This is a genomic window from Bacillus sp. FSL R5-0603 (genome assembly GCF_038050295.1).
Classification (GTDB): domain Bacteria; phylum Bacillota; class Bacilli; order Bacillales; family Bacillaceae; genus Bacillus; species Bacillus subtilis.
On record NZ_JBBOYP010000002.1, the window covers coordinates 35325 to 59696 of the forward strand.

A 24372-nucleotide genomic window follows, 5' to 3' on the forward strand; every position below is an offset into this window, starting at 1 on the left:
TTGCCTTTATAACTAGAGATTATTCTTTTGTTACTACATCGCGTTCAACGTCTGCAGATGCTGTTTCTTCCGGCTCTTCATCACCTGATAATGCCAGGCCGTCAGCTTGTTTCGCATCTTCTTCGTCTTCTAAATCTCTCATTTCTATTTCTTCTTCATCACCAGAAAGGATTTTGACATCCATACCTAAGCTTTGAAGTTCTTTGATTAATACTTTGAATGATTCCGGAACACCTGGTTCAGGAACATTGTCGCCTTTAACGATGGCTTCGTATGTTTTCACACGTCCAACCACGTCATCAGACTTAACAGTCAGAATTTCTTGAAGAGTATAAGCCGCACCGTAAGCTTCAAGTGCCCAAACCTCCATCTCACCAAAACGCTGTCCGCCAAATTGCGCTTTACCGCCAAGAGGCTGCTGCGTAACAAGTGAGTAAGGACCTGTAGAGCGTGCATGAAGTTTATCGTCAACCATGTGAGCTAGTTTGATCATGTACATGATACCGACAGATACACGGTTATCAAACGGCTCTCCAGTACGTCCGTCGTAAAGTACTGTTTTGGCGTCACGAGACATGCCGGCTTCTTCAAGTGTTTCCCAGACATCCTCTTCTCGCGCTCCGTCAAATACAGGAGATGCAATGTGAATGCCAAGGTAACGAGCGGCCATACCCATGTGAAGTTCCAATACCTGCCCGATGTTCATACGTGATGGTACGCCCAGCGGGTTAAGCATGATATCAATTGGTGTGCCGTCAGGAAGGTAAGGCATATCCTCTTCAGGAAGAATCTTAGAGATAACACCTTTGTTACCGTGACGACCGGCCATTTTATCCCCTTCAGAAATCTTACGTTTCTGAACGATATATACGCGTACTAACTGGTTAACACCTGGAGGAAGTTCGTCTCCGTCTTCACGGTTGAAGACTTTAACATCATGGATAATTCCGCCGCCGCCATGAGGCACACGAAGAGAAGTATCACGAACCTCGCGGGCTTTCTCGCCAAAGATGGCGTGAAGAAGGCGTTCTTCTGCAGTCAGTTCCGTTACGCCTTTAGGCGTTACTTTACCAACAAGAAGATCTCCGTCTTTTACTTCTGCCCCAATACGGATGATCCCGCGGTCATCAAGATTGCGAAGTGCATCTTCACCGACGTTTGGAATATCGCGAGTGATTTCTTCAGGTCCAAGTTTCGTATCACGTGCTTCTGATTCGTATTCTTCAATGTGGATAGATGTATAAACATCATCCTTCACTAGGCGTTCACTCATGATGATGGCATCCTCATAGTTGTAGCCATCCCATGTCATGAAGCCGACCATTACGTTACGGCCAAGTGCAAGTTCACCAAGCTCCATAGAAGGACCGTCTGCAAGGATTTCTCCTTTTACCACTTCATCGCCGACACTTACGATCGGACGCTGGTTGTAGCACGTACCTTGGTTAGAGCGGACAAATTTCAGCAGGCTGTATTTATCCAGGTTTCCTTTTACTTTTTGACCGTCTACTTCTTCATAACGGCGAACCCAAACGTTTTTCGCTTCTACGCGTTCAACGATACCAGGGTGTTTACAAATAACAGCGGCACCAGAGTCTTTTCCTGATACGTATTCCATACCAGTTCCAACAAATGGCGCTTCCGGCTGCATCAAAGGCACAGCCTGACGCTGCATGTTCGCTCCCATGAGGGCACGGTTGGAGTCATCGTTTTCTAAGAACGGGATACATGCTGTCGCAGCAGATACAACCTGCTTAGGCGATACATCCATGTAGTCTACACGATTTCTGGAAACAACGGTGTTCTCCCCGCGGAAACGAGCTACGATGCTGTCATCAATAAAGGCGCCTTCGTCATCAAGACGAGCATTCGCTTGAGCGACAACATAATTATCCTCTTCATCAGCAGTTAAGTAATCGATTCTGCCCGTTACCTTCCCTGTTTCAGGGTCAACGCGGCGATATGGCGTTTCAATAAAGCCAAAACGGTTTACTTTTGCATAAGATGATAGTGAGTTGATCAAACCGATGTTCGGGCCCTCAGGCGTTTCAATCGGACACATACGGCCATAGTGGGAGTAGTGAACGTCACGCACTTCCATTCCGGCACGCTCACGTGTCAATCCGCCCGGTCCTAATGCAGACAGACGACGCTTGTGCGTTAATTCAGCAAGCGGGTTCGTCTGATCCATGAATTGAGAAAGCTGTGAGCTTCCAAAGAACTCTTTAATGGACGCAATAACAGGACGAATATTGATCAGCTGCTGAGGCGTAATTGTATTCGTATCTTGAATTGACATTCTCTCACGAACCACACGCTCCATACGGCTTAAACCGATACGGAATTGGTTCTGGAGAAGCTCGCCTACAGAACGTAAACGGCGGTTTCCAAGATGATCGATATCATCTGTGTCGCCTACTCCGTGCAGCAGGTTGAAGAAGTAGCTGATTGAAGAAATAATATCAGCAGGCGTGATGTTTTTAATCTCTTCTTCGATGTAAGCATTGCCGATTACATTAATAACCTGTTCTCCTTCTTGATCAGTCGGAGCAAAGATTTTAATTGATTGAAGAGTCACTTCATCTTCAACAACGCCGCCATTCGGATACAGCTTTCTGAAACCGATTCCGTTTTCTAAGTATGGCAGTACTTTATCAAGTGTTCTTCTATCAAGAATCTGGCCTTTTTCAGCAAGGATTTCTCCTGTTTCAGGATCAACAAGCGTTTCAGCAAGTCTCTGATTGAAGAGGCGATTCTTAATATGAAGTTTTTTATTAATTTTATAGCGTCCTACATTGGCAAGATCGTATCGTTTCGGATCAAAGAAACGAGAATCAAGCAAGCTTTTCGCATTTTCTACTGTAGGCGGCTCTCCAGGACGGAGACGCTCGTAAATTTCCAGCAACGCTTTGTCGCTGTTTTCTGTGTTATCTTTATCAAGCGTATTTCGCAGGTATTCGTTTTCTCCTATGAGATCAAGAATCTCTTGATCGGAGCCGAAGCCGAGAGCACGCAAAAGAACCGTAACCGGCAACTTACGTGTGCGATCAATGCGGACATAAACAACATCTTTCGCATCAGTTTCGTATTCTAACCATGCGCCACGGTTTGGAATGACAGTTGCGGTAAAACCTTTTTTACCGTTTTTGTCTACTTTACCACTGAAATATACACTTGGAGACCGAACAAGCTGGGAAACGATAACACGTTCCGCACCGTTAATGATAAAAGTACCTGTATCTGTCATAATAGGGAAATCACCCATGAAGACATCTTGGTCTTTTACCTCTCCAGTTTCTTTGTTAATTAAACGAACCTTCACTCTTAGCGGAGCTGAGTAAGTCACATCACGTTCTTTTGATTCCTCTACAGGATATTTAGGCTCACCTAAACTATAATCAATGAACTCAAGAGAGAGGTTACCAGTGAAATCCTCAATTGGTGATATGTCTTGAAACATCTCTCTAAGACCCTCATCAAGAAACCACTGATAAGAAGAGGTTTGAATTTCAATGAGATTTGGTAATTCTAACACTTCGCTAATGCGAGCATAGCTTCTGCGCTGGCGGTGTCGTCCATACTGAACTAGTTGACCTGTCAACTGATTCACCCCTCAAATCATGCGTATTATATGTGTAATAAGCATTTCTTCCAAAGAAAGAAAATACTTTTACAAGACAAAAGAAAAAAGGGTTTCTAATTAAGAAAACCACATCCAAAAACAAATACCGATTTTATTAGCATTTCCATACTTGTATAATTTATACATAGATATTGACAATTCATCATATCAAGCAAAATATATACATTGGCATTTTACAATATTAACATAGTTAAAATACCGAGTCAAACTTTTTTTGCTTTTATGATATAATAGCCTTTCTTTTTTTGAACGACGGAAACTTCATCGAACAGTTCCTCGAGCTTTTCAATGGCAGAAGGCGCGCCTTGCTTTTTCTGTATGACGATCCACAACTCACCTGAAGCTTTTAAGTGTTCAGCGCTTTTCTCAAAGATAGCATGGACAACTTTTTTTCCGGCTCGGATTGGGGGATTTGTAAGAATAGAAGCAAATGTTTGAGCAGAATCAACGTTTGAAAACAAATCACTTTGATAAATCTTAACGTTTGTTATTCCGTTATGTTCCGCATTTTCATTTGATAGTTCTACGGCTCTCTCATTAACGTCAATCATGTGGATAGTCCGGTCTTTAAAGTCGCTGGCGAGCGATAAACCAATCGGGCCGTACCCGCAGCCTACATCCAAAATGCCGCCCTCAACCTCAGGCTCTTCAAAAGAATCAATCAGCAGACGGGAGCCGAAATCAACTTCTTTTTTAGAAAAAACCCCGCTGTCGCTGGTAAACGTGAAATCTTTATTCCGAAGCCTAAAAGACCAGGTTTGCTTGTTGCTTTTCACTGAAGGTTTTTCTGAATAATAGTGCTCACTCATTATTAGAACCTCCTTTTTTCATGGCTTAAAGAATGGCAAAGAAAAAGCTCGCCTCATAAAAGCGAGCTTCCCCTACAGGTAAGTGAAGATTACTTAACTTCTACAGAAGCGCCAACTTCTTCAAGTTTAGCTTTAAGCTCTTCAGCTTCTTCTTTAGCAATACCTTCTTTAAGTGGTTTTGGAGTGTTGTCAACAAGTTCTTTAGCTTCTTTCAAGCCAAGACCAGTGATTTCACGTACAACTTTGATAACTTTGATTTTTTGAGATCCTGCACCAGCAAGGATAAGATCGAATTCGCTTTGCTCTTCAGCAGCTCCGCCTGCAGCAGCTCCGCCAGCTACAGCTACAGGAGCAGCAGCAGTTACGCCAAATTCTTCTTCGATTGCTTTTACTAGGTCGTTCAATTCAAGTACAGTTGCTTCTTTAACGGAAGCAATGATTTCTTCGATATTTAAAGCCATTTGTAATTCCTCCATTTTGTTTTAATTTATGAAAAACTGATTAGATTAAGCGCCTTGTTCTTCCTTTTGTTCTGCCACAGCTTTTGCAGCAAGAGCAAGGTTGCGAACTGGAGCTTGAAGTACGCTAAGCAACATAGAAAGCAAGCCTTCGCGTGATGGAAGTTCAGCAAGAGCTTTCACTTCTTCAACAGTAGAAACTTTACCTTCGATAACGCCAGCTTTGATTTCAAGAGCTTCGTGATTTTTAGCGAAGTCATTAAGAACTTTAGCCGGAGCGACAACATCTTCAGTGCTGAATGCGATCGCGTTCGGTCCAGTTAAGAAATCATTCAAACCATTAAGCTCAGCTTGTTCAACCGCACGGCGAGTCATCGTATTTTTGTAAACTTTGAACTCAACGTTAGCTTCGCGAAGCTGTTTACGAAGTTCAGTTACTTCAGAAACGTTAAGTCCGCGATAGTCAACGATGATCGTTGATTTACTTTCTTTCAGTTTAGAAGCAATTTCTTCAACAACAACTTTTTTTGTTTCAATTGCGCTGCTCATGGTTACACCTCCTGTAGATTCTTGTGTAACACTTATACCGTTAGGTGATCACGACTGAGACGACGGATTCCATATAAAAAGCCTCCATGAGACATGGAGGCTGTATATACAAGCATACGTAACGTAATAGCTGTGATAATATACACCTCGGTAGGATAATTAAGCGGTTAGGCCCCTACTGTCTACGGTATAAATGATATTCTATTTTACAACATTTTGAATAATATCAGAATGTTGATGTCATGTCAATATTATTTTACGTTAAAAGTTGAAGAGTCTACTTTGACACCAGGTCCCATAGTAGAAGTTACAGCAACGTTTTTCACGTAAACGCCTTTAGCTGCAGCAGGTTTTGCTTTAAGGATTGTATCGTACATTGTTGTGAAGTTCTCAACAAGTTTTTCATCCTCGAAAGAAACTTTACCGATAGGAACATGAATGTTTCCAGCTTTATCAACGCGGTATTCAACTTTACCAGCTTTGATTTCGCCGATCGCTTTTTCAACTTCGAAAGTAACTGTACCAGTTTTAGGGTTTGGCATTAAACCTTTTGGTCCAAGTACACGACCGATTTTACCAACTTCACCCATCATGTCAGGTGTAGCTACGATAACATCGAAATCGAACCAGCCTTGTTGAATTTTGTTGATGTAGTCAGTGTCGCCTACGAAATCTGCACCAGCAGCTTCAGCTTCTTTCGCTTTTTCGCCTTTTGCGAAAACGAGAACGCGCTGAGTTTTACCAGTTCCGTTTGGAAGCACTACTGCTCCACGGATTTGCTGGTCGTTTTTACGAGGGTCAACCCCTAAACGGAAAGCCACTTCAACTGTAGCGTCGAATTTAGCTGTGTTTGTTTTTTTAACGAGAGCTACTGCTTCAGAGACGTCGTAAGCTTTAGAACGGTCTACAAGCTTAGCAGCTTCAACGTACTTTTTACCTTTTTTAGCCATTTTAAAATTTCCTCCTTATGTGGTTATAGCGGAATAACCTCCCACGAATAAGGGTTGCGAACTTGTTAAAACTCGCAACCCGACAAGAAACAAATTAATCCTCGATTACAATACCCATACTGCGGGCAGTACCTTCAACCATGCGCATTGCCGCTTCAACGTCTGCTGCGTTTAAGTCAGGCATTTTCGTTTCAGCGATTTCGCGTACTTTATCGCGCTTAACGGTTGCCACTTTATTACGGTTTGGTTCACCAGAACCAGACTCAATTCCAGCTGCTTTTTTAAGCAATACTGCAGCAGGTGGAGTTTTTGTAATAAATGTAAATGAACGGTCTTCGTAAACCGAAATTTCAACAGGAATGATTAAACCAGCTTGGTCAGCTGTACGAGCGTTAAACTCCTTACAGAATCCCATGATGTTAACACCGGCTTGACCAAGTGCAGGTCCAACTGGTGGTGCTGGGTTAGCTTTTCCAGCAGGAATTTGCAATTTTACAACTTTAACTACTTTTTTAGCCACGAGACACACCTCCTTAAGTCCGTGATGTGGTAATAGGGTAAACCCTCCCACTCAAGGTTTCATTCTTTATATGAATGACGAAATATCATGCTAGTTGCCTTGGATAAGTCCAAGACGTACCTTTGCTATATTATCATTTATATATAGCAATTTCAAGTTTTTTCACATTACAATTTATCGATTTGGGTAAATTCCAGCTCAACCGGCGTTTCACGGCCAAACATATTAACGAAAACTTTGACCTTGCTTTTATCATAATCAATCTCTTCAATTGATCCTGTAAAGTTAGCAAAAGGTCCGTCTATTACTTTCACTGTCTCTTTCAGTTCAAAGTCAATATCAGTTTTTCGTTCATCCATGCCCATTCTCTTCAGAATGGTTTCTGCTTCCCCCGGAAGAAGCGGCGTCGGTTTTGAACCTGACCCGGCAGATCCTACGAATCCAGTAACGCCCGGCGTGTTGCGGACGACATACCAAGAGTCGTCTGTCATTACAATTTCAACAAGCACATAACCAGGGAATACTTTCTTTTTCACGACTTTTTTCTTGCCGTTTTTGATATCTGTTTCTTCTTCTTCGGGTACGACTACACGGAAAATTTTATCCTGCATCCCCATTGATTCAACACGTTTTTCCAAGTTGGCTTTTACTTTATTCTCATAACCAGAGTACGTGTGAACAACATACCAATTCTTTTCCATTCTATTCAGGACTGTCCAGTCCTTCCCTCCCCGCATTTGGTTTTAGTGAATTACCATAACGCTTCAAAAAATAGGCGGCAAGCCTATGATAACTTTCATTTTAAGCCACAATAAAAAACCCGCTGAACGGGTTTTGGCAAGTAATATTATGATCTATTATAGCACGTATTGCTGATCATTATTCAACTATTAAACGAATTAATTGAGAAATTCCTGTGTCAAGGAGGGCAAAAAAGATAACAAAAAAGATAACTGTTGAAATTACCGTAATGGTATAACGCGTTAACTCTTTTCCTTTAGGCCAGCTTACCTTTTTCATTTCTTTCCCAACATCTTTAAAGAATTTCATAATACGCATGTAAAAGACCTCCACAATTTAAAAGCGCAAAAACTATTTTGTTTCAAGATGAGCTGTATGTGAATTGCAAGTACTGCAGTATTTCTTTACTTCTAATCGCTCAGCCGCTGATGCAGAGCTCTTCATTGTCGTATAATTACGGTTTCCGCATGTCTTGCATGCTAACGTAATCTTTTTTCTCATGTCATTACACCTTTTTCTAAATAGACATTAGTTCTTATCTTTAGTAACATATCATAGTCAGAAAAATACTGTCAATATAGCATAAATTCCTATTACAAACTGATTTCGCGAATTTCCAAGTACTTCTCCAGCTTGCGTTTCACACGCTGAAGGGCATTGTCGATCGATTTCACATGTCGGTTCAGTTCATCAGAAATCTCTTGGTAACTTCTCCCATCGAGATATAAGACGAGTACTTTTCTCTCTAAATCACTTAATAGTTCTCCCATTTTCATTTCAATATCATCAAATTCTTCCTGATTAATGATCATTTCCTCAGGATTTAAGGTTTTCGCTCCTGAAATGACATCCAGCAGCGTTCGGTCTGATTCTTCATCAAAAATCGGTTTATCTAATGAGACGTAGGAATTCAAAGGAATGTGTTTCTGGCGAGTAGCTGTCTTTATTGCGGTAATAATTTGGCGGGTAATACATAACTCTGCGAAAGCTTTGAATGAGGTAAGCTTGTCCTCTTTGAAGTCACGAATAGACTTATAGAGGCCTATCATGCCTTCCTGAACAATATCCTCTCTGTCCGCCCCTATTAAGAAATAGGATCTTGCTTTTGCCCGAACAAAGTTTCGGTACTTCGTAATCAAGTAATCTAACGCATCACTGTCCCCAACATGAACCTTTTCAATGACCTGCTCGTCCTCCAACTGGCAAAACTGCTCTTTGTTGAATTTTCCCTTGTTGTTCTGTAGATTCACTCCGATCCCCCCGGCGCACGTAGATAGAAATATTATACAGTATTGGGCAAAAAAGCGTCAACTTAATCTAAGTCTCCCCGCCTCCACTTTTCAAACGTTTTCAAAACCTCTTCCGATAAAGCAATTTTACCCGCCGGCTTTTCGGAAGTGATTTTTCTTACCCGTCTCTCTATTCGCCTTTCAATCGTTTCTACCTCTCTCAAAAGCTCCCGGGCCGATTTCCGCAATGCCCCCTGTCCGAAAATCGCCCACTGCTCAGTATAGTCAGAGGTCGCAACGTGAATTTGAGTCGCAATATTATTCAAAGCCTGAGCGAGCTTTTCTATCCGCTCATCAGCCGTCTCATTTTCTTTTGTAAAAATCACTTCAACTCTATGGTTGGTCTGTTTTTTCTCAAGCCCTTTTACGAGATGCGCGTCAAAAACAACAATAACCCTGTTTCCTGTATACGATTGATATTCCGCCATTTTCTGAATCAGTACGTCTCTCGCCTCTTCAAAACTGTTCGCTTTTAAATCCTTCAGCTGCGGCCAGGCTCCAATCATGTTGTACCCGTCTACTAACAGGATATCCATGGGTCTTTATTCTCCCAGAGGGTTTCGTTTCCGGTAGACTTCATACATCAAAAGACCAGCCGCGACAGATGCATTTAGTGAAGTTACCTTTCCGGCCATCGGGAGTTTAATGAGAAAATCGCACTTTTCCTTCACAAGGCGGCCCATCCCTTTTCCTTCACTTCCGATGACTAGAGCCAAAGGCATATTGCCGTCCATATTGCGGTAATCCTCACGCGCGGACGCATCCGTTCCGACAACCCAGATTCCCCGCTCTTTCATCTCTTCTAACGTCCGTGCCAAATTGGTGACTCTTGCTACAGGAATGTGCTCAATTGCTCCTGTTGAAGCTTTTGCCACTGTTGTTGTCAGCCCGACAGCTCTCCGTTTTGGAATGACGATGCCATGAGCGCCGACCGCATCTGCTGTCCTCATAATGGAACCAAGATTATGAGGGTCTTCAAGCTCGTCCAGAATGAGGAAGAAAGGCTGTTCATTTTTTTCTTCGGCTGCTTTATATAAATCGTCCAGTTCTGCATATTCATACGCTGCAACCTGTGCCACTACGCCCTGATGCTGTCCTGTCACCATTTGATCGAGTTTTTTTCTCGGGACGTATTGAATCGTGATTCCCTGCTTTTTGGCAAGCTCAATCACTTGCTGTGCTTGTCCCTTTACGGTGTTTTCCGCCATCCACAGCTTATACAGCTTCCGATCAGATTTTAACGTCTCGATCACTGCATTTTTCCCTATGACGTAATCATGTTGCTGACTCATTTGTTTTCCTCCCTGACGTCCCGAATTGTATAGCTTCGGCTACGAGCTGACTAAGTCGTTCCTCTTTTTTCTCTAGAAAAAGGTAGCCCAGAAGCGCTTCAAATGCTGTACTGTAGCGGTACGTCTGAACATCTGTATTTTTAGGTGTTGTCCCTGACTTGGCATTTCTGCCTCTTTTTAGCACCGCTTCCTCTTCTTCCGTAAAAAATGATTGATTCTGCAGAAAAAATAGGATCTCAGCCTGTGACTTTGCTGAAACAATCCGGCTTGATTTCTTATGAAGATCATTTGGTTTGGTAAAGCCCTGCTTAAGCAGGTGATGCCTGACATACACTTCAAAAACGGCATCACCTATATAAGCAAGCGCAAGACCGTTAAGCTGCTTAGAATCTTTTATCGTATCAAATTCAAGCATCTGTTATTCTCCCCGTTTCCAGCGAGTGCCTTGAGCCGTATCTTCAAGAATGATATTCATGCTTTTCAGCTGGTCGCGGATCTGGTCTGACAATGCAAAATCGCGATTCCGGCGCGCTTCATTTCGCTTTTCGATTAAGTCTTCAATCTCTTGATCGAGAAGTTCCTGCTCACCCAACGAAAAACCGAGGACAGAAACAATACGGTCAAACATCTCGATAAACGCCGTAATTACATGATCAGCTGTATGGTCTTTCTGAAGATAGTAATTGGCGTGTTTCGCTAAGTCGAACAAGACTGAAATGGCATTCGCCGTATTAAAATCATCGTCCATCGCTTCTTCGAATGCTTTGCGGTGTTCTTCAACTTTTTCAAGCCATTGATCGTCATCTTCGGTTAAATTCGTACTGCTGTTCAGACGGTGCTGAAGATTGCTGTACGCTGTTTTTAAACGGTTGAACGCGCTTTTCGTATTCTCCAGAAGCTCTTCTGAATAGTTAATCGGATGGCGATAATGAACAGATAGCATAAAGAATCTCAAAAGCTGCGGATCATGTTGTTTAATGATGTCATGGACAAGCACAAAGTTGCCTAGTGATTTTGACATTTTTTCATTATCAATATTGATATAACCATTATGAAGCCAGTACTTCGCAAACGTTTTGCCTGTTAGCGCCTCAGATTGCGCAATTTCGTTTTCATGGTGAGGGAATGTTAAATCCTGTCCGCCCGCATGGATATCAATCTGGTCACCGAGATACTTTTTCACCATTGCTGAGCATTCAATGTGCCAGCCCGGGCGTCCTTTCCCCCAAGGGCTATCCCAAGAGATTTCTCCTTCTTTTGCCGCTTTCCACAGTGCGAAATCAAGAGCATCTTCTTTTTTCTCGCCGACTCGGATGCGTGCACCTGATCTAAGTTCATCGATTGATTGCTGAGAAAGCTTTCCGTACCCTTCAAACGCTCTGGTTTTGAAATATACGTCACCTTCTGATTCATATGCGTAGCCCTTTTTCACGAGCTGATCTACGAATTCGATAATGGCATCCATGTTCTCCATTACTCGCGGATGAAGGTCGGCTTTTCGGCAGCCGAGCGCACCTACGTCTTCAAAGTATGCTTTAATAAAACGCTCTGAAATGGTGGGTACATCCTCACCGAGTTCATTTGCCGCTTTAATTAATTTATCGTCTACGTCTGTGAAGTTAGAGACATACTGCACATCATAGCCTTTATACTCTAAATAGTTTCGAACCGTATCGTAAACGATTGCCGGACGCGCGTTCCCGATATGAATGTAATTGTAAACCGTGGGTCCGCATACATACATTTTCACTTTTCCCTCTTCAAGAGGAACGAATGTTTCCTTCTGTCTAGTCAATGTATTATAAAGTGTGATTGTCATTTTTGATTGATCCTTTCTTTTCTGTCTTCAAGTTCTGCCTTCAGCTCTAAAATCTGCTGTTCCAAAGACTTAAAGCGGTCAGCAACTGGATCGGGCAAATCCTGATGGTTTAAATCGCGTCTTACTTTCTTGCCATTTTGTACAACGACCCGTCCAGGGATACCGACAACTGTTGAAAAATCAGGAACATCATGCAGCACTACTGAACCAGCCCCAATCTTTGAGCCTTCACCGACCGTAATAGAACCGAGCACTTTAGCACCTGTGGCTATCAATGCGTCATCTTTAATCGTTGGGTGCCTTTTTCCCTTTTCTTTCCCCGTTCCCCCGAGGGTAACCCCCTGAAAAACGGTTACGTTATTGCCGATTTCACATGTCTCCCCAATGACAACCCCCATGCCGTGATCTATGAAAAATCTTCTCCCGATTGTAGCGCCGGGGTGGATTTCTATCCCGGTAAAAAATCGGCTTACTTGAGATATAAGGCGTGCAAGGAAATAAAATTTTCGTTTATATAAAGCATGTGCAATCCGATGCGCCCATATAGCATGTAAACCGGAATAAGTTAAAATCACTTCAAAATAGCTTCTTGCTGCGGGATCTTGATCGAACACAGTATCAATGTCTTCTTTGAGCATTCTAAAAAACACATGCTTCCCCCCGTTTCTCTATCTGATTTCCTCTACCCAATAAAAAAAGCGTCTCTGCATGTAAACATGACAGAGACGCTTTAACCGCGCGGTTCCACTCTGTTTGAAAAGCAGACTTCTGCTCTCCCAACTTCAGCCTGTAACGGCGGCGGCCGCCTTTGAATACTGGTTTCAAAAAACGTTCTTCAAAGGTCTTAAGGGCGCACTTCTAAAACCCGGCTCATGGATCTCTCTCAGCCAATGGAGATCCTTTCTGTAATGGCCTAAAGCTTTATACTCTTCCCTGTCAACAATCATTTATTTAGATATTTTTTAAACGCTGTATTGCAGTCTCTTTACCGATCAATTCAATTGATTGCGGCAGTTCCGGACCGTGAGTTTGCCCTGTTACAGCAACACGAATCGGCATAAACAGTTTTTTCCCTTTATGGCCAGTTTCTTTCTGCACTGCTTTGATCGATGCTTTGATGTTATCCGGAGTGAACTCCTCAAGCTCTTCAAGCTTCGCTGCGAATGTGCTGAGCACTTCAGGAACCTGTTCTTCTTCCAGAACAGCTTTCGCTTCTTGATTATACTCGATCTCATACGTAAAGAACAAATCAGTCAGCTCAACAATTTCCGCACCGTAGCTTAATTGCTCATGATACAGGGAAATCAGTTTACGAACCCATTCTTGTTCTTCAGCAGAAAGCTCAGTGCCAACTTTGCCGGCTTTTTGCAAATGCGGAAGCGTCAGTTCAACAACCTGATCAAGATCCAGCTTCTTCACATATTGGTTGTTAACCCATTTTAGCTTATGCATATCAAACAAAGCTGGTGATTTAGATAAACGATTTACATCAAAAATTTCAATAAACTGCTCTTTTGTGAAAAGCTCTTCTTCTCCAACCGGTGACCAGCCTAACAGGCCGATAAAGTTGAACAGTGCTTCTGGCAGGTAGCCAAGCTCTTTGTACTGCTCGATGAATTGAATAATGGATTCATCACGTTTACTGAGCTTTTTACGGCTTTCGTTTACGATCAGCGTCATGTGTCCGAACTGAGGAATATCCCATCCGAATGCTTGATAAATCATAATCTGTTTCGGTGTGTTAGAAATATGATCCTCACCGCGCAGCACGTGTGTCATTTTCATTAAGTAGTCATCAATCGCTACCGCGAAGTTGTAAGTCGGCGTTCCGTCCTTTTTCACAATAACAAAGTCGCCGATGCCATCTGATTCAAAAGAAATTTCGCCTTTTACGATATCATTGAAGGCGATGATTTTTCCTTCCGGCACGCGGAAACGAATACTTGGTTTTCTGCCTTCAGCGATAAATTTCTCCTGTTCTTCCTGAGTCAGGTCTCTGTGTTTTCCGGAATAACGAGGCATTTCTCCGCGGGCAATCTGTTCTTCACGCTCTTTTTCAAGCTCTTCTTCCGTACAGTAACATTTATAAGCAAGCCCTTTTTCAAGAAGCTCTTCATAGTACACTTTATAGATATCGTTACGCTCGGACTGACGGTATGGGCCGTACTCTCCTCCGACATCCACACTCTCATCCCAGTCAATACCTAGCCACTTCAGATAATTCAGCTGGCTTTGTTCTCCGCCCTCAATATTGCGCTTTTTATCTGTATCCTCAACTCGAATGATAAACTTACCGCCTTGATTGCGGGCAAATAAATAATTAAAAAGCGCCGTTCTGGCATTTCCAATATGCAAATGTCCGGTTGGACTCGGTGCATAACGGACGCGTACTTCGTTTCCCATTTTCAAATACTTCCTTTCATGTCATGTATGGCCTCAGGCAAAAATGTATGAATCTATTCTACCACCAAATAGACCCGGCATCAAAACAAGTTAGCCTTTTTGTATCAGTACTGTCGCCTGAGCCGCTATTCCTTCCGCCCGGCCTGTAAATCCAAGCTTTTCTGTCGTTGTTGCTTTTACATTTACTTGAGAAACATCTGCCTCAAGGCCTTCAGCAATTCTTTTTCTCATATCTTCTATGTACGGCAGCATCTTCGGCTTTTGCGCTATGATGGTGCAATCAATGTTCCCAAGGACATACCCCTTCTGTTTCACGATTCCCCAGACATGCTGAAGTAATTTGAAAGAATCTGCGTCCTTGAACTCGGGATCTGTGTCAGGAAAATGCTTGCCGATGTCTCCTTCACCCACAGCGCCCAGGCAGGCGTCAGCGACAGTATGCAGCAATACGTCTGCATCAGAATGGCCAAGCAGCCCTTTTTCGTACGGGATTTCAATTCCGCCAATAATGAGAGGACGGCCCTCCACTAATTGATGCACATCAAATCCTTGTCCAATTCTAAACATGTTTATTCCCACTTTCTGATTCCATGATAGCTTCAGCTGACGTCAAATCGTCTGGCGTCGTCAGCTTAATATTTGTATAGCTGCCTTCTACAACACGGACCGAACCGCCCTCCATCTGTTCAACGAGGCTGGCGTCATCCGTCCCTAAAAATCCCTTGCGCTCGGCCTCAGCGTGAGCCTTCATCAATAAAGAAAGACGAAAAGCTTGTGGCGTTTGGACAGCCCACAAGCTTGAACGTTCAATCGTCTCACTGACTTGTAAATCTTGAACGCGTTTAATCGTATCTTTTACCGGAACAGCAAGGATGGCCGCTCCTGTCTGTTCCGCCTCTGCGATCAGTTCGTCAATTTGTTCATGTTTTATAAATGGGCGGGCACCGTCATGTACAAGGACAATCTTTTCCTGCTTTACGGCTTTCAGCCCCTTATACACACTGTGCTGACGCTCATCTCCGCCTGCAACAAGCTCAATCGAAGTTTGAAACGGGTAATCGGACAGCAATTGCTGAAAGTGCTCCCGCTCCTGCTCGTTAATCACCAAAATGATTTTATCGCACTGCCGGTGGCTGTCAAACACTCTTAACGTGTGTATGATCACCGGGTCTCCCTTCAGCTCAATGAACAGTTTATTTCTCCCTGCCTTCATCCGCTTTCCCTGTCCGGCTGCAGGAATCACCACATCATAACTCATTGTTTCTTCTCCCTTTACAGCGCCTTCTCCAACAGCTTAGGCTTCGCAAAAATCATTCGTCCCGCTGCTGTCTGGAGCACACTTGTGACGAGTACATCAATATGCTTGCCGATATAATTGCGTCCTTCTTCAACGACAATCATCGTACCGTCATCCAAGTAGGCAACTCCCTGATTATGCTCTTTCCCGTCCTTAATGACCTGAACATTCATTTCCTCGCCAGGAAGCACAACAGGCTTGACCGCATTGGCAAGGTCATTAATGTTTAATACTGCTACCTTCTGAAGCTCGCACACTTTATTTAAATTAAAATCATTCGTCACGACGACCCCGGATGTCAGCTTAGCAAGTTTGACGAGCTTGCTGTCAACCTCCTGAATATCTTCAAAGTCGCCTTCGTAAATTTCAACTTCAATGTCTAATTCTTTCTGAATGCGGTTCAGGATATCAAGACCGCGGCGTCCTCTGTTTCGTTTTAAAACATCTGAAGAGTCTGCAATATGCTGCAATTCCTCAAGGACAAACTGCGGAATCACGATAACTCCCTCTAAAAAACCAGTCTGACAAATATCTGCTATTCTCCCATCAATAATAACACTAGTGTCCAAAATTTTCAGCTTCTTGTCTTGAACCTCATGTTCTTCATCAGCTGTTCCTTTTTTCTTTTGCATTCTGGCGGAAATGGAAAACAGGCTGATCAATTCATCCTTTTTCTTAAAGCCCACCTGGAAGCCCAGATAACCGAGGAAGAAAGCCAAAAATACAGGAATTATTGTGCTGAATATGCGGTAAGGTATATTGTCTAAAGGAATAACATTTACGATAAGATAAGCAATTATAAGTCCAAAAACTAAGCCAAGACTTCCAAATAACAAATCTGGAACCGGCGCTTTTAACAATGAATCCTCTATCCACTTCACCCAGTTCACAACGTATTCTGTACCCCATATACTGATGAGAAAAAAGATAATTGCTCCTATTGCCGCAGACGTATATGCGTTTGTTATTAAAGGTATGTCCTGTATATTTAACAGTACAAACAATTCAGGTATCAAAAATATACCAACAACGCCGCCAAAAATAATGAAGAACGCCTGAACTATTCGTTTTAACATACCCCCACCTCCTTTTTTAACATTTTAATTTCACAAAGTCTTATGCATCCTACGAATATCAGAATAAACAAAAACCAACATTAATATACCCGTATTCATAAGGTTTTAACCGAAATCACAGTTGTCTGTCTAAATAATGCTTCTCTTGCAGGCGTTTTAATCCTTTTTTGATTTTTTGGGCTCGTACTTCACCGATTCCCTCTACTTCATCTAATTCTTCTGCACTCGCCTCAATAATCCTTGGTAGGACTCCAAATGCTTCTACAACATTTTCAACAATCGGCATCGGAAGACGCGGTATCTTATTTAACAGCCTGTATCCTCTCGGCAATACATAATCATCAAGATTAGTAGAAGCAGGGTAACCGAGAAGCTTATACACAATGGAATCATCCAGCAGATCATAACTGGACATATCCTGCAGCTCCTTCAAGAGAACAAACGGATCTTTTATCTTTTCTTTTACATAGTCCTTAATAAATAAAGCGGCCTCTTCTTCCATATCTGTAATCAATTCAATGACTTGCAGTTTGATCAGATGCCCTTCTGTCCCCAGCTCTTTGATATACATATTAATTTCGTTTTTGATTCTCAGTACCATTTCATAACGATGCATGACAGACAAGACATCACTGAAGGTAACAAGTTCCTCAAACTCTAACGCGTTCAGTGCATTAATCGTTTTATCGAGGATTGTCTTATACTTTTCAAGTGTTTGAATGGCTTGGTTCGCCTTGGTTAAAATAAATCCTATGTCTTTTAGTGTATACTTCATGTTTTCCTGATATAACGTTATGACATTTCTTCTTTCAGAAATGGCGATTACAAGACAGCCAGTTTGCTTAGCTACTCTTTCGGCAGTTCTGTGCCGCATTCCTGTTTCTGATGAAGAAATTGTGGCATCCGGCATCAGCTGAGTATTCGCGTATAGGATCTTTTGACCAGAATCACTTAAAATGATCGCTCCATCCATTTTAGCCAGCTCATATAAATGCGCCGGAGAAAAAGCCGTGTTTATGTGAAAGCCGCCGTCCACCACTTCTTTTACTTTATCATTATATCCAACAACAATCAGACCGCCTGTATTTGCTCTCAAGACGTTTTCCATCCCCGCTCTGAGCGGTGTACCCGGAGCAACAAACTGCAATATAGATGACAGGTCTAACTCGTGTTTCGCCCCTTTTTTCTCTTTTTCCATCTATTATCCTCCTAATGAAGTACGAAGCGCTTCTGCAACATTTGCTACTCCGATAACCTCAATCCCTTTTGGTTTTGTCCATCCATCCAGATTTGCCGCGGGTATGATCATGCGTTTAAAACCAAGCTTTGCCGCTTCTTTCACACGCTGTTCAATTCTTGAAACCCGCCGGACTTCTCCGGTTAATCCCACTTCTCCAATAAAACAATCTGCAGGATTTGGAGGTGTGTCTCTAAAGCTTGATGCGATACTAATCACAATCGCAAGATCAATTGCCGGTTCATCAAGCTTAACGCCGCCAGCCACTTTCAAATAAGCATCCTGATTTTGCAGCAGCAGCCCTACTCTTTTTTCTAACACAGCCATTAACAGAGAAACCCTGTTATGGTCTATTCCCGTTGCCATACGCCTTGGGTTGCCAAAGCTTGTTGGCGAGATAAGCGCCTGAATTTCAACAAGAATCGGTCTAGTGCCCTCCATAGAGGCAGTGATACTCGAGCCTGCGGAACCAGCAGAGCGTTCTTCCAAGAAAATTTCTGAAGGATTCAAAACCTCAGTGAGCCCCTCTTCCCGCATTTCGAAAATGCCCATTTCGTTTGTAGATCCGAAACGGTTTTTTACAGCCCGCAAAATACGGAAAGTATGGTGGCGTTCTCCCTCAAAATATAAAACAGTGTCAACCATATGCTCCAACAGTCTCGGACCTGCAATAGACCCTTCTTTCGTCACGTGCCCTACGATAAAAATCGGAATACCTTTTGTTTTTGCAATTTTCATCAGCTCAGCGGTACATTCTCTGACTTGTGACACACTGCCTGGAGCCGATGTAATATCGCTTTGGTAAACCGTCTGAATAGAGTCAACAACGACAAACGCTGGATTCATCTCTTGTATAGCAGACGAAATATACTCCATATCGGTTTCAGATAAAACATGTAGTGACGGATTATTAATGCCGAGACGGTCTGCTCGCAGCTTCGTTTGCTTTACAGATTCTTCTCCCGAAATATACAGGACACTGTTTGATGAGCCAGATAATTGAGCGGAAACCTGCAGTAATAGCGTTGACTTTCCGATACCAGGATCACCGCCAATTAAAACGAGGGAGCCTTTAACGACACCTCCGCCGAGTACTCTGTTAAACTCACCAAGCTGGGTTTTGACGCGGGGTTCTTCTGATGTTTCGATTGATGTAATAGGTGAAGGTTTCTGTACAGTTTGAACAGAATGAGAAAAAGCCGCTCTCCGATTGGCCGGTGCTTTTTTAATCATTTCTTCCACCATTGTATTCCAAGCACCGCAGCCCGGACATTTCCCCATCCATTTTGGAGACTCGTAGCCGCAGGATTGGCAGATGAATTTCGATTTTGTTTTAGCCATATATAGTGTAAGACCTCTCCCTTGTTCTATTTCTTGATATGAAAGTGAGGCATACACTTACATGCTGTATGCCTCATTTCCGTCTTCTATATTAATTCGTTTTAGCAGTCGTTTTTACGACAAATTCGCCATCTTCTACATCAAGAACAATATGCTGTCCTTTATGAATATTTCCTCTGAGGAGTTCTTCAGATAAACGATCCTCGACATGTTTTTGGATCGCTCTTCTTAACGGACGGGCACCGTATTCCAGGTCAACGCCCTCTTCCGCGACTTTCGCTTTTGCAGCATCTGTCAATTCGATAGAAAGATCTTGTTCTTTCAGGCGTTTCGTTAATTGATCAGACATTAATGACACAATTTCAGTAAGATGTTTTTTCTCAAGTGAATGGAAGACAATGATTTCATCAATACGGTTGATGAACTCAGGTCTGAACGCTCGTTTCAATTCACCCATCACTTTATCTTTCATGTCTTTATGATTTTGAGTTTCATCCTGAACGTTAAAGCCGACATATTTATTGCGTTTCAGCTCACTTGCTCCGACGTTTGATGTCATAATCAGAATGGTATTGCGGAAATCGACTGTGCGTCCTTTAGAATCAGTCAATCGTCCGTCTTCAAGAACTTGCAGAAGGATATTGAAGACATCAGGGTGCGCTTTCTCGATCTCATCAAGAAGCACGACAGAGTAAGGTTTTCTTCTGACTTTCTCTGTCAATTGACCGCCTTCATCATATCCCACATATCCCGGAGGTGAACCAACAAGTCTTGAAGTTGAGTGTTTTTCCATGTATTCAGACATATCAATTCTGATCATGGATTCTTCATCGCCAAAAATGGATTCAGCGAGTGCTCGTGCAAGCTCTGTTTTACCTACACCTGTAGGGCCTAAGAAAATGAATGAGCCAATTGGGCGTTTAGGATCTTTCAATCCTGCTCTCGCACGTCTGACGGCTTTTGCAACAGCTACAACCGCTTCATCCTGGCCAATGACACGGGAGTGAAGAATGTTTTCCATATTGAGAAGCTTATCAGTTTCAGTTTGGGCGATTTTAGATACAGGCACACCGGTCCAGCTGGATACAACCATCGCAATATCATCTACAGTAACCTCTGAGTTTTCCTGCCCTTGCTTCTCTTTCCATGATTTCTTCGTATCCTCTACTTGCTCGCGCAGGCGTTGTTCTGTATCACGCAAGGAAGCAGCTTTTTCAAACTCTTGGCTTTGCACTGCCGCGTCCTTCTCTTTACGAACCTCATCAAGCTTCTGCTCAAGCTCTTTTAAGTTAGGAGGTGTTGTAAATGAGCGCAGTCTCACCTTTGAACCTGCTTCATCGATCAAGTCAATTGCTTTATCCGGAAGGAAGCGGTCAGAAATATATCTGTCAGAAAGCTTAACCGCAGCTTCAATGGCATCATCAGTGATAGAAACGCGGTGGTGGGCTTCGTATCTGTCACGCAGACCTTGTAAAATTTGAATACTTTCATCTACAGATGGCTGATCAACTTGAATCGGCTGAAAACGGCGTTCCAGTGCTGCATCTTTTTCAATATATTTACGGTACTCATCAAGAGTCGTTGCACCAATACATTGGAGTTCGCCGCGAGCAAGTGAAGGTTTTAAAATATTAGATGCATCAATAGCACCTTCTGCTCCGCCTGCCCCGATTAATGTATGGAGCTCATCGATGAATAGAATGATATTTCCTGCCTGGCGAATTTCATCCATGACCTTCTTCAGGCGATCCTCAAATTCTCCACGGTATTTTGTGCCGGCAACAACTGTTCCCATGTCTAATGTCATCACACGTTTATCACGCAAAATTTCGGGTACTTCATTATTGATAATTTGCTGTGCCAAACCTTCTGCGATAGCCGTTTTACCTACACCTGGTTCCCCAATGAGAACAGGGTTGTTTTTCGTTCTGCGGCTTAACACTTCAATGACACGCTGGATCTCCTTGCTTCTGCCGATTACAGGGTCAAGGCTGTCTTCCTTCGCAATAGCAGTTAAGTCTCTTGCCAAGCTGTCAAGCGTAGGCGTATTCGCATTGCTATTTGTTCCTGCCGCTGATGATCCTGTTTCATTACTTCCTAGAAGCTGGAGCACCTGCTGTCTTGCTTTATTTAAGCTGACACCGAGATTATTCAGAACTCTCGCAGCAACACCTTCTCCTTCACGAATCAGACCAAGAAGAATATGTTCTGTTCCAACATAAGAATGACCGAGTTTTCTTGCTTCATCCATTGAAAGCTCAATGACTTTTTTAGCTCTAGGAGTATAATGAATCGTTTGAGACATTTCCTGCCCGCGCCCGATCAAACTTTCTACTTCTTTCTGAATTTTATCTGAACCGAGTCCAAGCGCTTGAAGAGCTTTAGCAGCAATTCCCTCTCCTTCTCTTACCAGTCCTAATAAAATATGCTCAGTGCCAATGTTATTATGACCTAACCGAAGTGCTTCTTCCTGTGCTAGCGCCAGTACTTTTTGAGCTCGTTCTGTAAATCTTCCAAACATCATATCGATTCATCCTCCTGTCTTTTCCCATTCATTTCTAAGTGAAGCCGTTCTCTGATGAGAGCCGCTCTTCGAATGTCCCTTTCGTTCGGACGCAAAGCGCCTCCCGAGTATTGCTGTAAAAACCCTGGCTGCGTCAAAATCATAAGTTCGTTAAGTATGTTGCTTGAAAGTCCTTTTATAATGCCTAGGTCTATGCCTAACCGAACATCTGAAAGGCACTTTGCAGTTTCTTTCGATTCTATCATCCGGCAATTAGACAAGACCCCATAAGACCGATATACCCGATCCTCAAGTTCAATTTTAGAAGTTTGATAAATCGCTTCTCGGGCAGATCGTTCTTGTTCAATCAACTGAGCAGCAACACTGTTAAGATCCTCTACAATATCCTGCTCTGACTTACCAAGCGTGATCTGATTTGAAATTTGAAAGATATTCCCTACTGCTTCGCTGCCTTCCCCATAAATTCCTCTAACAACTAAGCCTAATTGATTAATTGCCGGTATAATTCGATTTATTTGCCTAGTTAAAACCAGTGCCGGCAGATGCATCATGACCGAAGCCCTTAAACCAGTACCTACGTTTGTAGGACAGCTGGTTAAGTATCCTCTTTGCTCATTGAATGCATAATCAACTTTTTCTTCAATCCAGTCGTCGACCTGGTTTGCGGCTTTCATTGCTTCTAAAAGCTGAAATCCAGGGAAAAGACACTGAATTCTAATATGGTCCTCTTCATTTAGCATGACGCTTACTTCCTCATTTTCAGAAAGCAAACAGCCGCCAAAAGGAGACTCTGTCAGATTCGGACTGATTAGATGTTTTTCAACAAGTACACGCTTCTCTAAAGGCTGTGCATCATTCATTCTAATCAAAACAAATTTGCCGATTCCGGGAATTTCTTGCTCTGAAAACTGATCTTCAAATTGCTGTATGATGGATGAGGCTTCTTCATTGGAATACCGCGTAGGGAACCGAATATGCTCAAAGTTCCTTGCTAAACGTATGCGGCTGCTGAGTACAATGTCACTTTCAGGTCCTTTCTGCTTCATCCAACTGCTTAGTGCGTCCTGAATAAAATGCTTTAGCGACATTACTCCTGTTCCTCCTCACTATCTGTACTTTTGAGTGATTGTTCTAATGAACGAATTTGATCTCTTACATGAGCTGCATTTTCAAATTCTTCTTGATGGATTAAGGATTCTAATTCCTTTTTTAGCATATCAATCTGCCGTCTGACATGAAGATTGCCGCCTATTCGTTTCGGTATCTTACCTGCATGCACAGTGTTTCCGCTGTGCACTTTACGTAGGATTGGTGTAATGTTGCTATGAAATGTTTTGTAACATTCAGAACATCCAAAACGGCCAATTTTTCTGAATTGCTGAAAAGTCATTCCGCATTTCGGACAAGCAGATATTTGCTCCGAGTGACTGAACATTTGAGTTCCTGCATTTTGAAATGAAGAATCCATGTTCAGTAAACCCGAAAGTAAATTATGAATAGAGAAACCCTGATTTGCACTTATACCATATGAATCACTATTTTCTTTGGCACATTGTTCACAAATATGAACTTCTATTTTTTCTCCGTTAACAACCTTTGTAAAGTGAAAAGTGGCTGGTCTCTCGTGGCACTCTTGACAAATCAATCTTTTCACCCGCTTATTTTAATTTTAAAGAAGTCAGCATTGCCTTCATCATTCTCGCTCTTAATTCATCACGTTCAGGTAAGTCAATGTGTAAAACTGAGCGGTCCATTACGCTGACCATCATTTTTGCTTCTCTTTCTGAAATTACCTTGTCTTCTAATAGCCTTAAAATAATGTCATCAGAGGCTGCTTGAGACAAATGGGTATTAATTTGAGAAATAATATTATTGATCAGGACAACTTCATTGTTCATTTTAATTTTAATGATTCTGATGTAACCGCCGCCCCCGCGTTTGCTCTCAACAATATATCCTCTTTCGCTTGTAAATCTGGTGTTGATGACATAATTTATTTGGGAAGGAACGCATTGAAATTTATCTGCAATTTCACTTCGTTTAATCTCTAAAATTTCCTTGCCATTTTGATCTAACACTCGTTTTAAATATTGTTCAATGATGTCAGAAATATTATGTCCCACTCAACCCCCTCCTTTACTGACTTTGACTATATTTGACTATAATCTTACTATAAGCCGTTTCTCGAGAATTTTCAACTTTCTCGCTCTATCCTTTATTATTTCCATTTTCCCGGTCCACAAAACCTGATTGCTGATTTAAAATTCGGTATAAAGTTATTATATTATACAGTTAATTGGAATTTTATGATACCAATAAACCAAAATACAAAAAACCCAGCTCAATGAGCTGGGTTTAAGCTTGCTTGGCGGCGTCCTACTCTCACAGGGGGAAACCCCCGACTACCATCGGCGCTGAAGAGCT

The 24372-nt window shown here is 42.4% G+C and carries 25 protein-coding genes and 2 other annotated features; all 25 genes read right to left on the reverse strand.

The genetic code is table 11. The features are described from left to right. Window positions 1-19: 19 nt before the first annotated feature. The 25 genes from rpoB to ctsR all read right to left on the reverse strand — a co-directional run bounded on the left by rpoB (window position 20) and on the right by ctsR (window position 24071). The gene (gene rpoB, locus NYE56_RS21145; RefSeq protein ID WP_009966326.1) at window positions 20-3601 is read right to left on the reverse strand and encodes a DNA-directed RNA polymerase subunit beta; all 3582 of its coding nucleotides are present in this window, start codon (window positions 3599-3601) and stop codon (window positions 20-22) included. Window positions 3602-3846: 245 nt separating this feature from the next. Next, a complete protein-coding gene (locus tag NYE56_RS21150) occupies window positions 3847-4452 on the reverse strand; it encodes a class I SAM-dependent methyltransferase (protein WP_015252989.1) in 606 nt (201 codons plus the stop codon). A gap of 89 nt (window positions 4453-4541) precedes the next feature. Next, entirely contained in the window at window positions 4542-4913 is a 372-nt protein-coding gene (gene rplL, locus NYE56_RS21155) for a 50S ribosomal protein L7/L12 (protein ID WP_003156436.1), read from the reverse strand. Window positions 4914-4958: 45 nt separating this feature from the next. Beyond that, entirely contained in the window at window positions 4959-5459 is a 501-nt protein-coding gene (gene rplJ / locus NYE56_RS21160; RefSeq protein WP_003235042.1) for a 50S ribosomal protein L10, read from the reverse strand. A gap of 65 nt (window positions 5460-5524) precedes the next feature. After that, window positions 5525-5665: a sequence feature (ribosomal protein L10 leader region), on the reverse strand. Between the two features lie 45 nt (window positions 5666-5710). After that, window positions 5711-6409 (reverse strand): 50S ribosomal protein L1, encoded by a 699-nt coding sequence (gene rplA, locus NYE56_RS21165; RefSeq protein ID WP_003235040.1) that lies wholly within the window; start codon window positions 6407-6409, stop codon window positions 5711-5713. A 94-nt stretch (window positions 6410-6503) separates the two neighbouring features. Then, entirely contained in the window at window positions 6504-6929 is a 426-nt protein-coding gene (gene rplK / locus NYE56_RS21170) for a 50S ribosomal protein L11 (protein ID WP_003156430.1), read from the reverse strand. Between the two features lie 167 nt (window positions 6930-7096). After that, window positions 7097-7630: a transcription termination/antitermination protein NusG gene (nusG, locus tag NYE56_RS21175; RefSeq protein ID WP_003225764.1), complete on the reverse strand. Its 534-nt coding sequence runs from the start codon at window positions 7628-7630 to the stop codon at window positions 7097-7099. 178 nt (window positions 7631-7808) lie between these two features. Continuing rightward, a complete protein-coding gene (gene secE / locus NYE56_RS21180) occupies window positions 7809-7988 on the reverse strand; it encodes a preprotein translocase subunit SecE (protein WP_004399676.1) in 180 nt (59 codons plus the stop codon). A gap of 33 nt (window positions 7989-8021) precedes the next feature. After that, window positions 8022-8171 carry a 50S ribosomal protein L33 gene (rpmG, locus tag NYE56_RS21185; protein ID WP_003156421.1) on the reverse strand — a complete coding sequence of 50 codons (150 nt, stop codon included), beginning with the start codon at window positions 8169-8171 and terminating at the stop codon, window positions 8022-8024. A 92-nt stretch (window positions 8172-8263) separates the two neighbouring features. Continuing rightward, complete coding sequence (gene sigH / locus NYE56_RS21190; protein ID WP_003225758.1) at window positions 8264-8920, reverse strand: RNA polymerase sporulation sigma factor SigH; 657 nt, start codon at window positions 8918-8920, stop codon at window positions 8264-8266. Between the two features lie 62 nt (window positions 8921-8982). Further along, entirely contained in the window at window positions 8983-9495 is a 513-nt protein-coding gene (gene rae1, locus NYE56_RS21195) for a ribosome-dependent mRNA decay endonuclease Rae1/YacP (RefSeq protein WP_003235032.1), read from the reverse strand. Window positions 9496-9501: 6 nt separating this feature from the next. Further along, a complete protein-coding gene (rlmB, locus tag NYE56_RS21200) occupies window positions 9502-10251 on the reverse strand; it encodes a 23S rRNA (guanosine(2251)-2'-O)-methyltransferase RlmB (protein ID WP_014475598.1) in 750 nt (249 codons plus the stop codon). Continuing rightward, on the reverse strand, window positions 10235-10666 hold the full coding sequence (locus NYE56_RS21205; RefSeq protein WP_341284413.1) for a mini-ribonuclease 3: 432 nt from the start codon (window positions 10664-10666) through the stop codon (window positions 10235-10237). Before NYE56_RS21205 ends, rlmB begins: the two co-directional genes overlap by 17 nt. Before the next feature lie 3 nt (window positions 10667-10669). Next, a complete protein-coding gene (cysS, locus tag NYE56_RS21210) occupies window positions 10670-12070 on the reverse strand; it encodes a cysteine--tRNA ligase (protein ID WP_014478619.1) in 1401 nt (466 codons plus the stop codon). Further along, complete coding sequence (cysE, locus tag NYE56_RS21215; protein ID WP_003225749.1) at window positions 12067-12720, reverse strand: serine O-acetyltransferase; 654 nt, start codon at window positions 12718-12720, stop codon at window positions 12067-12069. The genes cysS and cysE overlap by 4 nt, the downstream gene beginning before the upstream one ends. Before the next feature lie 68 nt (window positions 12721-12788). Continuing rightward, window positions 12789-13019: a binding site (T-box leader), on the reverse strand. 2 nt (window positions 13020-13021) lie between these two features. After that, entirely contained in the window at window positions 13022-14473 is a 1452-nt protein-coding gene (gene gltX, locus NYE56_RS21220) for a glutamate--tRNA ligase (RefSeq protein WP_341284414.1), read from the reverse strand. Window positions 14474-14563: 90 nt separating this feature from the next. Then, a complete protein-coding gene (gene ispF / locus NYE56_RS21225) occupies window positions 14564-15040 on the reverse strand; it encodes a 2-C-methyl-D-erythritol 2,4-cyclodiphosphate synthase (protein ID WP_003225745.1) in 477 nt (158 codons plus the stop codon). Beyond that, window positions 15033-15731: a 2-C-methyl-D-erythritol 4-phosphate cytidylyltransferase gene (ispD, locus tag NYE56_RS21230; RefSeq protein WP_003235019.1), complete on the reverse strand. Its 699-nt coding sequence runs from the start codon at window positions 15729-15731 to the stop codon at window positions 15033-15035. Before ispD ends, ispF begins: the two co-directional genes overlap by 8 nt. Window positions 15732-15745: 14 nt before the next feature. Beyond that, window positions 15746-16846 (reverse strand): PIN/TRAM domain-containing protein, encoded by a 1101-nt coding sequence (locus NYE56_RS21235; RefSeq protein WP_003235014.1) that lies wholly within the window; start codon window positions 16844-16846, stop codon window positions 15746-15748. A gap of 115 nt (window positions 16847-16961) precedes the next feature. After that, window positions 16962-18044, reverse strand: coding sequence for a DNA integrity scanning diadenylate cyclase DisA (disA, locus tag NYE56_RS21240; RefSeq protein WP_003225736.1), 1083 nt, complete (start codon window positions 18042-18044; stop codon window positions 16962-16964). 3 nt (window positions 18045-18047) lie between these two features. Beyond that, entirely contained in the window at window positions 18048-19424 is a 1377-nt protein-coding gene (gene radA, locus NYE56_RS21245; protein ID WP_014475593.1) for a DNA repair protein RadA, read from the reverse strand. A 91-nt stretch (window positions 19425-19515) separates the two neighbouring features. Next, window positions 19516-21948 carry an ATP-dependent protease ATP-binding subunit ClpC gene (gene clpC / locus NYE56_RS21250; protein ID WP_014475592.1) on the reverse strand — a complete coding sequence of 811 codons (2433 nt, stop codon included), beginning with the start codon at window positions 21946-21948 and terminating at the stop codon, window positions 19516-19518. Continuing rightward, entirely contained in the window at window positions 21945-23036 is a 1092-nt protein-coding gene (locus NYE56_RS21255; RefSeq protein WP_003235007.1) for a protein arginine kinase, read from the reverse strand. The genes clpC and NYE56_RS21255 overlap by 4 nt, the downstream gene beginning before the upstream one ends. Then, window positions 23036-23593, reverse strand: coding sequence for a protein-arginine kinase activator protein McsA (gene mcsA / locus NYE56_RS21260; RefSeq protein WP_015252993.1), 558 nt, complete (start codon window positions 23591-23593; stop codon window positions 23036-23038). Before mcsA ends, NYE56_RS21255 begins: the two co-directional genes overlap by 1 nt. Window positions 23594-23606: 13 nt before the next feature. After that, window positions 23607-24071, reverse strand: coding sequence for a transcriptional regulator CtsR (gene ctsR / locus NYE56_RS21265; RefSeq protein ID WP_003225724.1), 465 nt, complete (start codon window positions 24069-24071; stop codon window positions 23607-23609). Window positions 24072-24372 lie beyond the last annotated feature (301 nt).

Excerpts from the sequence above, each read along its gene's own strand:
- NYE56_RS21150 (WP_015252989.1), bottom strand. The coding sequence starts at position 4,452 with ATGAGTGAGCACTATTATTCAGAAAAACCTTCAGTGAAAAGCAACAAG.
- rplL (WP_003156436.1), bottom strand. The coding sequence starts at position 4,913 with ATGGCTTTAAATATCGAAGAAATCATTGCTTCCGTTAAAGAAGCAACT.
- rplJ (WP_003235042.1), bottom strand. The coding sequence starts at position 5,459 with ATGAGCAGCGCAATTGAAACAAAAAAAGTTGTTGTTGAAGAAATTGCT.
- rplA (WP_003235040.1), bottom strand. The coding sequence starts at position 6,409 with ATGGCTAAAAAAGGTAAAAAGTACGTTGAAGCTGCTAAGCTTGTAGAC.
- nusG (WP_003225764.1), bottom strand. The coding sequence starts at position 7,630 with ATGGAAAAGAATTGGTATGTTGTTCACACGTACTCTGGTTATGAGAAT.
- secE (WP_004399676.1), bottom strand. The coding sequence starts at position 7,988 with ATGCGTATTATGAAATTCTTTAAAGATGTTGGGAAAGAAATGAAAAAG.
- rpmG (WP_003156421.1), bottom strand. The coding sequence starts at position 8,171 with ATGAGAAAAAAGATTACGTTAGCATGCAAGACATGCGGAAACCGTAAT.
- rae1 (WP_003235032.1), bottom strand. The coding sequence starts at position 9,495 with ATGGATATCCTGTTAGTAGACGGGTACAACATGATTGGAGCCTGGCCG.
- rlmB (WP_014475598.1), bottom strand. The coding sequence starts at position 10,251 with ATGAGTCAGCAACATGATTACGTCATAGGGAAAAATGCAGTGATCGAG.
- NYE56_RS21205 (WP_341284413.1), bottom strand. The coding sequence starts at position 10,666 with ATGCTTGAATTTGATACGATAAAAGATTCTAAGCAGCTTAACGGTCTT.
- cysS (WP_014478619.1), bottom strand. The coding sequence starts at position 12,070 with ATGACAATCACACTTTATAATACATTGACTAGACAGAAGGAAACATTC.
- gltX (WP_341284414.1), bottom strand. The coding sequence starts at position 14,473 with ATGGGAAACGAAGTACGCGTCCGTTATGCACCGAGTCCAACCGGACAT.
- ispF (WP_003225745.1), bottom strand. The coding sequence starts at position 15,040 with ATGTTTAGAATTGGACAAGGATTTGATGTGCATCAATTAGTGGAGGGC.
- ispD (WP_003235019.1), bottom strand. The coding sequence starts at position 15,731 with ATGAGTTATGATGTGGTGATTCCTGCAGCCGGACAGGGAAAGCGGATG.
- NYE56_RS21235 (WP_003235014.1), bottom strand. The coding sequence starts at position 16,846 with ATGTTAAAACGAATAGTTCAGGCGTTCTTCATTATTTTTGGCGGCGTT.
- disA (WP_003225736.1), bottom strand. The coding sequence starts at position 18,044 with ATGGAAAAAGAGAAAAAAGGGGCGAAACACGAGTTAGACCTGTCATCT.
- radA (WP_014475593.1), bottom strand. The coding sequence starts at position 19,424 with ATGGCTAAAACAAAATCGAAATTCATCTGCCAATCCTGCGGCTACGAG.
- clpC (WP_014475592.1), bottom strand. The coding sequence starts at position 21,948 with ATGATGTTTGGAAGATTTACAGAACGAGCTCAAAAAGTACTGGCGCTA.
- NYE56_RS21255 (WP_003235007.1), bottom strand. The coding sequence starts at position 23,036 with ATGTCGCTAAAGCATTTTATTCAGGACGCACTAAGCAGTTGGATGAAG.